Genomic DNA, 13,774 nt, shown 5'->3' with positions numbered 1-13,774 from the left:
TCACCCCGGACACCCGAGGCCCGGACCTCCTCCCGGGGGCCCACACCACGGGCCCCGCATTCCAAGACCCACGGCACCACCCCATAAGGAGAACGCCAGATGATCACCTCCCGAACCGGAGAGCCCGCCCCGGGAGCCGCCCGATGAGGGTTCTGCTGATCGGAGCCAACGGCTACCTCGGCCGCTTCGTCGCCGAACGCCTGCTCGCCGACCCGGCCGTACAACTCACCGCGCTCGGCCGTGGTGACGACGCCGACGTACGGTTCGACCTCGCCACCGGCAGCCCCGGAGCGCTCACCCGCTTCCTGGACGCCGTCCACCCCGGAGTCGTAGTCAACTGCGCCGGCGCCACCCGAGGCGGCGCCCGCGAACTCACCCGGCACAACACCGTCGCCGTGGCCACCGTCTGCGAGGCCCTGCGCCGCAGCGGCTGCGGGGCGCGACTGGTGCAGATCGGCTGCGGTGCCGAGTACGGTCCCAGCCAGCCCGGCTCCTCCACCGCAGAGGACGCCGTGCCCCGCCCCGGCGGCCCCTACGGGGTGAGCAAGCTCGCCGCCACCGAGCTCGTCCTCGGCTCCGGTCTCGACGCGGTCGTACTCCGGGTCTTCTCGCCCGCCGGGCCCGGCACCCCCGCCGGCTCCCCGCTCGGCCGCCTCGCCGAGGCCATGCGCCGTGCCATGCAGTCCGGCGACGGCGAACTCAAGCTCGGCGGCCTCGGCGTCCAGCGCGACTTCATCGACGTACGGGATGTCGCACGCGCCGTCCACGCCGCCTCGCTCTCCGCGGCCCAGGGCGTGATCAACATCGGCTCCGGCCGTGCCGTACGCCTCCGCGACGCCGCCGCGGTCCTCGCCCGCGTGGCCGGCTACGGCGGTGCCCTGCACGAACTCGACGCACCGCCCGGCCCCGTCCGGACGGCCATCGGCCACCCCCGTGGCGACTCCGACCACTCCGCCCCGGTCGCGTACCCCTACCCGGACGGCTGCGGCAGCTGGCAGCAGGCCGATGTGCGCACGGCCCGCGACCGGCTCGGCTGGCGGCCCCGGATCAATTTGGAGGAGTCCCTCGCCGATATCTGGATGGAGGCGGCGTGCCGTATCTGACGCCCGCCTCGGCGGGCACCGCGAGCACCGGCCTGAGCCACGGCTTCGGCATCCCCGGTTATGCACACCCCCTCGTCGCCCCACTGGAATGGAGCGAACTCACCCGCCCCGGCACCCCCGTGCACTGGGCTGTCCTCAACGTCTCCGACGGCCCGGGCACCCGCCCCGACCCGCACTGCCTGGAAGCCGCCGGGCGACTGCGCAACGCGGGTGTCCGGGTTCTCGGCCACCTGGACGTGACCTTCGGCGCACGCCCGCTCGGCGAACTCTGCTCCGACGCACAGCGCTATCTCGACTGGTACCGCGTCGACGGCTTCCTCCTGGACCGCTGCCCCACCGAACACTCCACGCTCCCGGAGATCCGCCGTACGGTCACCACCCTTCGGGAGCTCCTCGGCGGCGGCCACATCGTCCTCGGCCACGGCACCCACCCGTACCCCGGATATGCCGAGCACGCAGACCAGTTGGTGACCTTCTCCGGCCCCTGGAGCGACTACCGCTGGTCGCAGGTGGCCGAATGGACCGCCGACCACCCACCCGAACGCTTCTGCCACTTCGTCCACGGAGTCCCGCGCGCCCACCTCGACGAGGCACTGCGCATCGCCCGTTGGCAGGGCGCCGCCACGATCTGGTTCACCGACCGCACGGGCCGCTGCGGCTCCACAGGTCCCTGGGAGGCGCTGCCCGGCTACTGGGACGACATCGTCTCGCTTGTTGGAACGGGTGTCTCGGAATGAAAAAGGGCGTGGCAGTGTTACGGGGAGAACAACTGTAGTGATTGACCGATCAACGGAGTCCCCGTGTCGCTGCCACCCCTGGTCGAGCCCGCTGCCGAGCTCACCGTAGACGAGGTCCGCAGGTACTCCCGCCACCTGATCATCCCTGACGTCGGGATGGACGGGCAGAAGCGGCTGAAGAACGCCAAGGTGCTCTGTGTGGGCGCCGGCGGCCTGGGTTCGCCGGCGCTGATGTACCTGGCCGCGGCGGGCGTCGGCACGCTCGGCATCGTGGAGTTCGACGAGGTCGACGAGTCGAACCTGCAGCGCCAGATCATCCACAGCCAGTCCGACATCGGCCGCTCCAAGGCCGAGTCGGCGCGTGACTCCGTCCTCGGCATCAACCCCTACGTGAACGTGATCCTCCACGAGGAGCGGCTCGAGGCCGAGAACGTGAAGGAGATCTTCAGCCAGTACGACCTGATCGTCGACGGCACGGACAACTTCGCGACCCGCTACCTGGTCAACGACGCGGCCGTCCTGCTGAACAAGCCCTACGTCTGGGGTTCGATCTACCGCTTCGACGGCCAGGCCTCCGTCTTCTGGTCCGAGCACGGCCCCTGCTACCGCTGCCTCTACCCGGAGCCCCCGCCGCCGGGCATGGTCCCCTCCTGCGCCGAGGGCGGCGTCCTGGGTGTGCTGTGCGCGTCCATCGGCTCCATCCAGGTCACCGAGGCCATCAAGCTCCTCACCGGCACGGGCGAGCCGCTGGTCGGCCGCCTGATGATCTACGACGCCCTGGAGATGCAGTACCGCCAGGTCAAGGTCCGCAAGGACCCGGACTGCGCGGTCTGCGGCGAGAACCCCACCGTCACCGAGCTCATCGACTACGAGGCCTTCTGCGGCGTCGTCTCCGAGGAGGCCCAGGAGGCGGCCGCCGGCTCGACGATCACTCCCAAGCAGCTCAAGGAGTGGATCGACGATGGCGAGAACATCGAGATCATCGACGTCCGCGAGATCAACGAGTACGAGATCGTGTCGATCCCCGGTGCCAAGCTGATCCCGAAGAACGAGTTCCTCATGGGCACCGCCCTGGAGAGCCTTCCGCAGGACAAGAAGATCGTTCTGCACTGCAAGACGGGTGTCCGCAGCGCGGAGGTCCTCGCCGTGCTGAAGTCCGCAGGCTTCGCGGACGCCGTGCACGTCGGCGGCGGCGTGATCGGCTGGGTCAACCAGATCGAGCCCCACAAGCCGGTCTACTGACCGGACCTGCTCCGCACGGCGGGGGCTGCGGGCGCCACGGGTGCCCGCAGCCCCCGCCGTCGTCATGAGCAGACCTTGCCGTCCTTCGGCACCGTCCCCTCCAGCAGATAGCCGTTCACGGTCGAGTCGACACAGTCGCTCCCGCTGCCGTACGCCCCATGGCCCTCGCCCTGCCAGGTGAGCACCACACCGACGCCCTCGCCCAGCTCGTCCGCCATCTTCCGCGCGCCCTCGTACGGCGTCGCCGGGTCCCCGGTGTTGCCCACCACCAGGACGGGCGGGGCTCCCGGCGCGCTCACCTCGGGGTTGTCGACCTGGCCGGGCACCGGCCAGTCGTGGCACCAGCCCGCGGTGTCCCAGCCCATGAACTCGCCGAAGACGGGGGAGATCTTCCGGAACTCGGGCAGCAGCTTCTTCGTCTCCTCGGCGGTCGGCCGCTGCTTCTGGTCCAGACACGATATGGCTCGCTGTGAGTGGGTCCCCGTGCCGTAACGCCCCTCGGGATCACGCTCGTTGTACTCGTCGGCGAACGCGAGCAGCTCTGTGCCGTCGCCGTCCTCGGCCGCGTCCAGCGCGCTGGTCAGCGCCGGCCAGCTGTGCTCGGTGTAGAGGGGGTCGACGATGCCGGTGATCGCCAGGGTCTGGGTGAGCCTCCGCTCGGAGGACGTCGCCAGTGGCTCGGCGTCGATCCGCTCCAGCAGGTTCGCGATCTTCCGCGTGCCCTCCTCGGGGTCCTGGTCCGTGGACTTGAGGTAGCTCTCCAGCGCGCGCTGGAAGCCCAGGCTCTGGTTCTTGGCGTGGCCGATCGTGTCGGCCGTGGGGTCGACGACCGCGTCCAGCGCCAGGCGGCCCACGTTCTTGGGGAACAGGTGGGCGTAGACGCCGCCGAGTTCGGTGCCGTAGGAGATGCCGAAGTAGTGCAGCTTGTCGTCGCCCAGGACCTGGCGCATCAGGTCCATGTCGCGGGCGGTGTCCGTGGTCGAGACGTGCGCGAGGAGCTTGCCCGCCCCCTTCGCGCAGTCCGCGCCGAAGTCGCTCGCGTCCTCGAAGAACGCCGTCTCCTCGGCCGCGTCGTCGGGCGTGGAGTCCACCGCCTCGGCGGCCTGGATCTCCTCGTCGTCACGGCAGCGCACACCCTCGCTGCCGGCGACCCCGCGCGGATCCCAGCTCACCAGGTCGTACCGCTCGTGCAGTTGATCGGTGAGGGAGGCATACGGCGGCATGATGGAGACGCCCGAGCCACCGGGGCCGCCGAAGTTGAACAGGAGTGAGCCGATGCGTTCGTCCGCGTCCCCCGTCGCCCTCGACCGGATCAGCGCGAGATCGACCGTCTCCCCGTCCGGCTTCGAGTGATCCAGCGGCACCTTCATCGTCGCGCACTGCCAGTCGCCGCCCGGCGCGGGACCGTCCGACGTCGCCTTGCAACGGCCCCAGTCGAGCTTCTGCGAGCCGAGCGACGACGGCGGCCCGGAGCCACTCTTACCGTCGCTCGTATCGCTGCCACTGCAGCCGGCGCCCAGCAGCACCACTGCTGCCAGAGCCGCCCCCCGTAGGAATCGCGCCATGAGCACTTCCCCCCCTCGCGATGTCGTCCGCGGGATGTCGCGAATGACAGTCCTGCCATGGTAGGCGGGACGTCCCGAGTCGTGCCGAGGCCTGTGGATAACGCTCTGACCTGCAACTATTCCAGTCTGATTCCCAGGCTTCTACGCGCAGACGGTGCCTGCCTTCGGCACCTTCCCCTCCAGCAGATAGCCGTTCACGGCCGACTGCACGCAGGCGTTCCCGCTGTCGTACGAGCCGTGTCCCTGCCCCTTGTACGTCAGCTCGACCCCGACCCCCTCACCGAGCGCCTCCACCATCTTCCGCGCGCCCTCGTAGGGGGTGGCCGGGTCGCCGGTGTTGCCGACCACGAGGATCGGCGCCGAGCCTGCCGCGCCGACATCCGGGTGGTCGGCCTCGCCCGCGACCGCCCAGTCGGCGCAGCTGAGCATGGACCAGGCCAGCCAGGTACCGAAGACAGGGGAGGCGGACCGGAACTCCGGAAGCTTGGCCTCCACGTCCTTCTCGGTGTACCGCGGCTTGTCGTCCGCGCAGTTGATGGAGACGTTCGCCGCGGTCAGGTTGCTGTACTCGCCGTCCTCGTTCCGCCCGTTCATCGCGTCGGCGAGCACCATGAGCAGGCTGCCGTCACCGTTGTACGCCTGCTCAAGACCCTCCGTCAGATAGGCCCAGAAGTCCTTGGAGTACAGGGCCTGCGCGATGCCGGTGGTCGCGGCGGACTCGGTCAGGTCGCGGGGGAATACACCGGGGATCGGTTTGCTGTCCAGGTCCTTCAGCAGCTTCAGGATCCGGTCCTTGACGTCCTGCGCGGTGGCACCGACCGGGCAGTCTCCCTGCGAGACACAGTCCTGCGCGTAGTTGTCGAGCGCGAGCTGAAAGCCCTTGGCCTGCCCGAGGGAACCCTGTTCCGCGTCCTGAGTCGGGTCGACGACCGCGTCGAACACGGCCCGCCCCATCTTCTTGGGGAACAGGTGGGCGTAGACGCCGCCGAGTTCGGTGCCGTAGGAGATGCCGAAGTAGTGCAGCTTGTCGTCGCCCAGGACCTGGCGCATCAGATCCATGTCGCGGGCGGCGTCGGTGGTCCGCACATGGGGGAGGACCTTGCCGGAGTTCTTCTCGCAAGCCGCGTTGAAAGTCTTCGTGTCATCGAGGAGCTTCGTCCGCTCGGCCGAGTCGTCCGGTGTCCCGTCCTGCTGGAAGTACTCGTCGAGCTGCTCCGCGTCCTCGCACTCGACGCCCGCGCTGCGGCCGACCCCGCGCGGGTCGAAGCTCACCAGGTCGTAGCGGGTGCGCAGCTTCGCGTAGTCCTTGCCGAAGGAGGGGAGAGCTGTGATGCCCGAGCCGCCGGGGCCGCCGAAGTTGAAGATCAGCGAGCCGATGCGCTTGTCCTTGGGGCCACTCGTCTCGGCCCGGATCAGCGCGATGCCGATCGTGTCGCCCTTCGGGTCGCCCCAATCGAGCGGGGCCTTCATGGTCGCGCACTGCCATTCATCGCCGTCCGGCAGCGGCGAGGGTGCGTCGCCACCGCCCTCGGAGGCGGCGGGTGCCGGGCAGTCCTTCCAGCTCAGCCGCTGGGTCGCCAGATCCTCGTCCTTGCTCTCGGCCCCTTCGCCACCGCATCCCGCGGCCAGGGACCACAGCAGGACGGCGGTTGCGGTCAGGGCGACGCTACGCGGCGGGGACGGGGTGGACATGCTCCCATCCTGGAGCTGCCCCGGGCGGCACGCTCGGGGCACGGGCCGTGCGGGTGAGGCCTCGGGTGGGAGCGCCACGCGCGCGTACGCCGTTTGCCGGAGGCACACGCGCGTGTGCTGCTTTTCGCGTGTACGCGCGCGTGGCCCGACCTTGTGGGCCCGGCCTTGTGGGGCGTACACCCAGGCCCGCGTGGCCTGCCTTCGCGGCGCGTGTCCGGAGCCGCGCGGCCGAGCTGTTAGAGCGCGCCCTTGCGCGACAGTTGGTTGAAGGCCAGCCAGCCCGGCAGTACGGGCAGCCACAGGGTCAGCAGACGGAACAGCAGGACCGCGGGCGCGGCGACCTCCTTGGGGAGCCCGACGGCGATCAGACCGACCGTCAGGGTGGCCTCGACCGCGCCCACACCGCCCGGTGTCGGCGCAGCGGAACCCAGCGCGTTGCCCGCGAGGAAGACGACGGCGACGCTGGCGATGCTGATCGAGGCCGACTCGTCGCCGAAGGCCCGGATCGAGGCGTCCAGACACATCACGAAGCAACCGGTGAGCAGCAGCATGCCGCCGATGCCGGTGACCAGCTTCTGCGGCCGCTGCAGCACATCGAGCATGCGCGGCACCACACCCGCGAAGAGCGACCGCACGCGTGTGACGACGAATTTCCGCAGGAACGGGATCGACGTGACCACCAGGACGAGCACGGCGACCGTCAGCAGGCCCGCGATGACCGTGCGGGACGGCGACAGGGACGGCGTCTTCTCGGTGCCGGTCAGATAGCCGAAGGCGAGCAGCATCAGGATGTGGCAGCCGAGCCCGAACAGCTGCGACGCGCCGACACTCGCCACCGCGAGCCCCGGCCGCACCCCCGCGCGCTGCAGGAAGCGCGTGTTGAGGGCGACACCGCCCACTGCGGCCGGTGCCACGATCTTCACGAACGACCCGGCGACCTGCGCCGCCACCGTCCGCGGGAACGGCACCCGCTCCGGCACGAAGCCCAGCAGGCTCATCGCGGCGGCGACATAGCTGAGGGCCGAGAAGAACACGGCCGCGGCGACCCAGCCCCACTCGGCGTTCTCGATGAGCAGCCCGAACTCGATGTGCGTGAGCTGGGTCAGCAGGAAGTACGCGCCGATGGCACCGGCGATGAAACTGATGAGCGTGCGCGGTTTGACCCGCTCCAGACGAGCCGGTTCGACCGGTGCCTGGGGCCTGATCAGCAGCACCTGGTGACGGATCTGGGTGAGCAGATCCTCCTCGCGCGCCCCCTCCAGTGCCTCGTCGATCGCCCGCTTCTCGGCCCGCTGCTCGGCACGTACGGCCTTCTTGTCGGCCTTGCCGGGCTCGGCGGCTTCCTTGTGCTCCTCCGCACGGGCCTGCTTGGCCAGCCGGGACGCCTCCAGAACGGCCTCGCGCTCGCGCTCGGCCCGCTCCCTGGCCAGTCGGCGCAGGGTCGCGCGCGTGGAGCGCGACAGCGCGATGGGCTGCAGCATGGGCAGGCAGTCGGCCACCGCGTCGGGCCCGAGAACACTCACCGCCGAGGCCACCGCGCGCTCGGCGCCCACCCGCAGGCCGAGTGTCGTCAGCAGCTGGGAGACGTCCATGCGCAGCACCAGGTCGCCGGCCGCGATCTCGCCGACGCGCAGATCGGTGAGGATCACCGTGCCGGAACGATCCACCAGAATCGCGTCGCCCACCAGCCTGCGGTGCGCGATACGACGCGACTGCAGGGCCTTCACCTGCTCCCAGGTGTCGTGCAGCAGCTCGTCGGTGACGTCCTCGTCCGCCAGCGAGTCCAGGGTGCGCCCGCCGGTGTGCTCGTAGACGAGCATCACGGCGTCGGGCCCGAGTTCGGAGGTCGCGATCAGCTTGGGCGCGTTGGCGCCGGCCGCGATGGCCGCGTACGCGAGAAGGGCCTCCTGCTCCAGGGCCTGGCGCAGGGACTGCAGACTGCGGCGCGTGGTGATGCCGCGCAGTGTCAGCCGCCGCCAGACCCGGTAGAAGAAGCCCTGTGCCTGCTGCTCCCGGTCCACGACGGTGACGTCCAGCGGAGGGCCGTCCTCCAGGGTCACGAAGTACCGTCGGCCCCGGTCGCCGCTCTCCGCCGTGTCGGAGACCTCCTCGCGGGCCGCGCTGACCGGTTTGAAGCCGACGCGCCGCAGACCCGCCATCAGCGTCCGCCCCGTAGGACGTACGTTCGGTGAGCCGACCGCGTACAACGTTCCGTACGCCACGGTCCAGCCGATCAGTACCGTCAGGATGATCGAGAACGGTGTGGTGTAGCCGGTGACCAGCATCGAGAAGGTGTCGAGCAGCAGCACGATCCACAGGACCGCCCGCCAGCGCGGTCGGCGTGACATCCCGACGGCCGTCATGTACGCGATGACCGGCGCGAGATAGCCGTGCACCGGGTCGGTCAGGGCGTGGATGTCGCCGGGGGAGGGCTGGGTGAGCGCCTCCTGGATCGAGTCCGGGGCGGCCCGGGCGACCCACAGGTCGGTGGCCAGCGTCACTCCGTGCGCGAGCACTGCCGCGAGCACGCCGTCCGCGATGCGCAGCCCGTCCCGCTTGACCAGCCGCTCGATCGCGAAGGCGACGGGCACGAGCAGGATCGCGATGCTAGACCCCAGCCCCGCGATGTTGATCAGCAGATCGGGTGCCTTGCCGGTGCCCTCGTTGATGTCCTGCTCGAGCCCCGACGTCGTACCGTGCGCGAACGCCGCGATCGCCAGCAGAACGATGATCCCCAGCATGCCGACCAGGAGCCGCATCAGGTCGGAGGGACGGTGCACGCGCGCGGGGAGGAGCGGTTCGTCGCCCTCCACTTCTTCCGCGTGACCGTCCTCAGGTCTGTCCACACCCGGTCCGACCTGCTGCTTCTCGTTTTCGTACGACATAGGGGAGCGCGTTTTCCCCGACTGCGGCTCGGGGCTGTCGTCCTTCTGCCCGGACTGCGGGTCGGTGTCGCTGTCCTTCTGCGAGGCGGAGCCGGAGTCCGTCCGTGCGGCGGCGTCGGCGTCCTGTTCGGAACCGGTGTCGGTGGTCCTCTTCGAGGAGGCGCCGCCGTCCTTGTCGTCCGCGTCGGCGGTGTCCGGGCGCGACGAGGCGTCAGAGGTGCCCGCCGCGTCCTCGGGGTGCACGCTCTGCTGCTTCATCGTCTCTTCTTGGTCTCGTATCACCAGTCACCGCCCGCACGATGGTGGCATGCCGGGTGGGCACACAGGGGCATCAGGGTGCAATGCGGGGGCGCACAGTCTGCCCGAAGCCTCGCTCCGGGGCGAGGGATGCGCCCTCCGGCCACCACGACCCATTGTCGGTGGGGTGGGGCAGTATGGGGCGGATGAGCGAGGAGAGCCTTCCGGCGGACGCCCTGCCGGAGTACGCGGAGCGGGTCCTCGAGGTCGCCGAGCTGATCCCGCCCGGGCGGGTCATGACCTACGGGGACGTCGCCGAGTGGCTCCAGGAGGGCGGGCCGCGTCAGGTGGGCCGAGCGATGGCCCTCTACGGCGGAGCCGTGCCGTGGTGGCGCGTCGTCCGAGCGGACGGGGCGCTGCTGCCGGGCCACGAACTGAGAGCCCTGGATCACTACCGGGAAGAGGGAACACCCCTGCGAGAGGCGAGCCGCGCCTCCCAGGGCCATCTGCCGCGCCTCGACATGAGGCACGCGCGCTGGGACGGCGGCGCACACGACGAGGAACACCCCTGACAGCTTCCGGCACCGGCCGGACCGCGGTGCGAACCGTGGACCGTACGGGCGAAACGGGGCACGTCGGTGGCATGCCGTACGTTCGTGAGGCGAGGGACGCACGTGTCGCACGAGCCGGGAGGGAACAAGGGGAAGCCCTGTTTCCGCACCACCCGTCGGCGTAGCGTCGGCTGCACACGTCCCCCTCACCCCCCGGCCACCGTCCTCCACGGACGGCGAGCCGCCGACCAGCACACCCACCAGGACCGGCGAACCACGTGAGCTCCTCATCCTCCACCAGGCGCCTGCCGCACACCCACGTGCGACAGGGGAGCCGTGGCGCTTACCGACTGGTGCGTACCCCACCGGCCCGGACGGACCCCCCTCGTCTGGACGCCGAGCAGCGCGCCGTGGTTGACCACAAGATCGGCCCGATGCTCGTTCTCGCAGGTCCGGGCACCGGCAAGACGACCACGCTCGTTGAGTCGGTGGCGTCCAGGATCACCTGCGGCGCGGACCCCGAACGGATCCTTGTGCTGACCTTCAGCCGCAAGGCGGCGGTCGAACTGCGCGACCGCATGGCCCTGCGCATGGGAGCCGCACGCGCCCCGCGGGCCACCACCTTCCACTCGTTCAGCTACGCCCTGGTCCGCGCCCACCAGGACAGCGACCTCTTCGTCGAGCCTCTGCGGTTGCTGTCCGGCCCCGAACAGGACGTGGCCGTCCGTGAACTGCTCGCGGGCCAGCCCGACCTGGAGCGGCTCGGCCTCGCCCATGTGCGCTGGCCGGACGAGCTGCGCGCCTGCCTCACCACACGCGGCTTCGCCGACGAGGTCCGCGCGGTCCTCGCCCGCAGCCGTGAACTGGGTCTCGCCCCCGAAGACCTGCGCAGCTTCGCCGCCCGCATCGGCCGCCCGGACTGGCAGGCGGCCTCCGCCTTCCTCGCCGAGTACCTCGACGTCCTCGACCTGCAGGGAGTCCTCGACTACGCGGAACTGGTCCACCGCGCGGTGCTCCTCGCCGACCGCCCCGGCGTCGCCGAGCACCTGGCAGCGCAGTACGACGCCGTCTACGTCGACGAGTACCAGGACACCGATCCGGCCCAGGTACGGCTGCTGAGGGCCCTCGCGGGTGGCGGCCGCACCCTCGTCGCCCTGGGCGACCCCGACCAGTCGATCTACGCGTTCCGGGGTGCCGATGTGAACGGCATCCTGGAGTTCCCGGCAGTCTTCCCGCGCGCGGACGGCCGTCCCGCGCCCGTCGCGGTCCTCAGGACCTCCCGCCGCTCCGGCGCCGCCCTGCTCGCAGCCACGCGCCTGGTGACCCAGCGCATGCCGCTCACCCGCCTCCCGGCGGAGACGGTACGCGCCCACCGAGAACTGAAGCCGGTACGGGACGGCGGCCGCGTCGAGGTCCACACGTACCCGACCTCGGGCACCGAAGTCGACAACATCGCGGACATCCTGCGCCGGGCGCACCTGGAGGACGGCGTCCCGTGGAACGAGATGGCCGTTCTGGTGCGCGCCGGCGCCCGCACGATCCCCGCGATGCGCCGGGCGCTCACCGCGGCGGGCGTCCCCCTGGAGATCGACGGCGACGACCTGCCCCTGCGCCACGAGCCGGCGGTGCAGCCACTGCTGACGGCACTGCGGGCGGTGGCGCGGGCCGAACTGGGGGGCGCGACGCAGGTTTCCCTCCCCGAAGAAGGCCCGCAGGAGCCCGAGGACGGAGCTGGGCAACCCGAGGACGGAGCTGGGCAACCCGAGGACGGGGCGGGGCAACCCGAAGGCCCGTCCCCCGAAGCCGGCCAAGTCCCCGAGGAAACCTGGCCCTCCTGGCTCGACACCGAAACCGCCCTTACTCTCCTCGCCTCCCCCCTCGCCAGCATGGACACCGCCGACCTGCGGCGCCTCGGCCGTGCCCTGCGCGAGGAGGAGCGGGCCGCCGGCAACCCCGTACCACCGCCCTCCGACGAGCTGTTGGCCCGCGCGCTCGCCGAGCCGGAGCGGCTGGTCGCGCACGACCCGGCGTACGCGCGGGGCGCGCAACGCCTCGGCGCGCTGCTGAAGAAGGCCCGTGAGTGCCTGGCGGGCGGCGGGACGGCAGAAGAGGCGCTCTGGGAGCTGTGGGACGGCACACCCTGGCCGCGACGCCTGGAGGGTGCCGTCCGGCGCGGCGGGGCGGCCGGACGCAACGCCGACCGTGACCTCGATGCCGTGTGCGCGCTGTTCGCGACGGCCGCGCGCGCGGAGGAGCGCACCGGCGGCCGGGGCGCCCTCAACTTCCTGGAGGAGATCGGGGCGGAGGACATCGCCGCCGACACGCTCACCGGCCGGGCGGTGCGCCCCGGCGCCGTACGACTGATGACCGCGCACCGATCCAAGGGCCTCCAGTGGCGCCTGGTCGTCGTCGCGGGCGTCCAGGAGGGTCTGTGGCCGGACCTGCGCCGTCGAGGCTCGCTCCTGGAGGCCGACCGCATCGGACGCGACGGCCTCGCCGAACCGCTCACCCCGGGAGCGCTCCTCACGGAGGAACGACGCCTGTTCTACGTGGCCACCACGCGCGCGCGTGAACGCCTCGTGGTGACCGCCGTGAAGGCCCCCGCCGACGACGGCGACCAACCCTCCCGCTTCCTCACCGAACTCGGCGTCGAGCCCAAGGACGTCACCGGCCGACCGCGCCGCCCACTGTCCGTGGCCGCACTCGTCGCCGAACTGCGCGCCACGACCGTGGACCCGCGTGTGTCGGACGCGCTCAGGGAGGCCGCCGCCGTGCGCCTGGCCAGGCTGGCCGCGCTGAGCGACGAGGACGGCCGCCCGCTCGTCCCGTCGGCCCACCCGTACCGCTGGTGGGGCATGTTCGACCCCACCGAGAGCAAGGTCCCGCTCAGGAACCGCGACCAGCCGGTCGTGCTCTCCGGCAGCGCCCTCGACCAGCTCGCCAACACCTGTGCCCTGCAGTGGTTCTTGGGCCGCGAGGTGAAGGCCGACGCGCCCGCGACCGCCGCTCAGGGCTTCGGGAACGTCGTCCACGTCCTCGCCGACGAGGTCGCCTCGGGGCGCACCCCGGCCGACCTCGACGTCCTCATGGAACGCCTCGACTCCGTGTGGAACGCGCTCGCGTTCGACGCGCCCTGGAAGTCGGAGCAGGAGAAGCAGCACGCGCGCGTGGCGCTCGAACGCTTCCTGAAATGGCACGTCGACTCCAACGGCGTCCGCGCCGGACGGGCCCCTGTCGCCAGCGAGCACGACTTCGACGTCACCCTCGAGGCGGGCGACTACGAGGTGCGCATCCGAGGCTCCATGGACCGCGTCGAGGCCGACACCGACGGCCGCGCCTACGTCGTCGACTTCAAGACCGGCAAGCAGTCCCCGAGCGCCGCCGAAGTGGACCGCCACCCCCAGCTCGCCGTCTACCAGCTCGCCGTCAGCGAGGGAGCCGTGGACGAACCCTTCGGAGGCGTGCGCCCCGAGCCGGGCGGCGCCGAACTCGTCCAGCTCCGGCAGGGCGCCGCCAAGAAGAACGGCGGAGAGACCCTCCCCAAGGTGCAGGCCCAGGCCCCTCTGGAAGGGGAGTGGGTCGGCGACCTCCTCGCCACGGCCGCGGGCAAGGTCCTGGACGAACGGTTCTCGCCAACTACCGGACAACACTGCACACATTGCGCATTCCGGGCTTCGTGCAGTGCGCGACCCGAGGGCCGTCACGTGGTCGAGTGACGTCGGCCACGGCAAGGGGCCGCGACGGAAGTGATCCACCACACCC

Annotated in this window: 8 protein-coding genes; 5 read left to right on the top strand and 3 right to left on the bottom strand. The window is 71.1% G+C overall.

Annotation, left to right across the window (positions count from 1 at the left end):
* The first annotated feature begins 143 nt into the window (after positions 1-143).
* The 3 genes from SGFS_RS21640 to moeZ all read left to right on the top strand — a co-directional run bounded on the left by SGFS_RS21640 (position 144) and on the right by moeZ (position 3,082).
* Positions 144-1,103 carry an NAD-dependent epimerase/dehydratase family protein gene (locus SGFS_RS21640; protein WP_286252572.1) on the top strand — a complete coding sequence of 320 codons (960 nt, stop codon included), beginning with the start codon at positions 144-146 and terminating at the stop codon, positions 1,101-1,103.
* Positions 1,091-1,840: a spherulation-specific family 4 protein gene (locus SGFS_RS21635; RefSeq protein ID WP_286252570.1), complete on the top strand. Its 750-nt coding sequence runs from the start codon at positions 1,091-1,093 to the stop codon at positions 1,838-1,840. The genes SGFS_RS21640 and SGFS_RS21635 overlap by 13 nt, the downstream gene beginning before the upstream one ends.
* 63 nt (positions 1,841-1,903) lie before the next feature.
* On the top strand, positions 1,904-3,082 hold the full coding sequence (gene moeZ, locus SGFS_RS21630) for an adenylyltransferase/sulfurtransferase MoeZ (protein WP_286252568.1): 1,179 nt from the start codon (positions 1,904-1,906) through the stop codon (positions 3,080-3,082).
* Positions 3,083-3,144: 62 nt separating this feature from the next.
* Here moeZ and SGFS_RS21625 read toward each other — a convergent pair whose 3' ends face one another.
* The 3 genes from SGFS_RS21625 to SGFS_RS21615 form a co-directional block, all read right to left on the bottom strand.
* Positions 3,145-4,647, bottom strand: a complete 1,503-nt coding sequence (locus SGFS_RS21625; protein WP_286252566.1) for an alpha/beta hydrolase — start codon at positions 4,645-4,647, stop codon at positions 3,145-3,147.
* A 141-nt stretch (positions 4,648-4,788) separates the two neighbouring features.
* The gene (locus SGFS_RS21620; RefSeq protein ID WP_286252563.1) at positions 4,789-6,339 is read right to left on the bottom strand and encodes an alpha/beta hydrolase; all 1,551 of its coding nucleotides are present in this window, start codon (positions 6,337-6,339) and stop codon (positions 4,789-4,791) included.
* Between the two features lie 236 nt (positions 6,340-6,575).
* Positions 6,576-9,482 (bottom strand): lysylphosphatidylglycerol synthase transmembrane domain-containing protein, encoded by a 2,907-nt coding sequence (locus SGFS_RS21615; RefSeq protein ID WP_286252562.1) that lies wholly within the window; start codon positions 9,480-9,482, stop codon positions 6,576-6,578.
* Between the two features lie 185 nt (positions 9,483-9,667).
* Here SGFS_RS21615 and SGFS_RS21610 point away from each other — a divergent pair, with 185 nt between their 5' ends.
* Positions 9,668-10,033 carry an MGMT family protein gene (locus tag SGFS_RS21610; RefSeq protein WP_286252561.1) on the top strand — a complete coding sequence of 122 codons (366 nt, stop codon included), beginning with the start codon at positions 9,668-9,670 and terminating at the stop codon, positions 10,031-10,033.
* A 257-nt stretch (positions 10,034-10,290) separates the two neighbouring features.
* Positions 10,291-13,728 carry an ATP-dependent helicase gene (locus tag SGFS_RS21605; RefSeq protein WP_286252560.1) on the top strand — a complete coding sequence of 1,146 codons (3,438 nt, stop codon included), beginning with the start codon at positions 10,291-10,293 and terminating at the stop codon, positions 13,726-13,728.
* The last annotated feature ends 46 nt before the right edge of the window (positions 13,729-13,774 follow it).

The organism is Streptomyces graminofaciens (genome assembly GCF_030294945.1).
In the GTDB taxonomy this organism is placed as follows: Bacteria; Actinomycetota; Actinomycetes; order Streptomycetales; family Streptomycetaceae; genus Streptomyces; species Streptomyces graminofaciens.
This window is presented reverse-complemented; position numbering and strand designations above follow the sequence as displayed.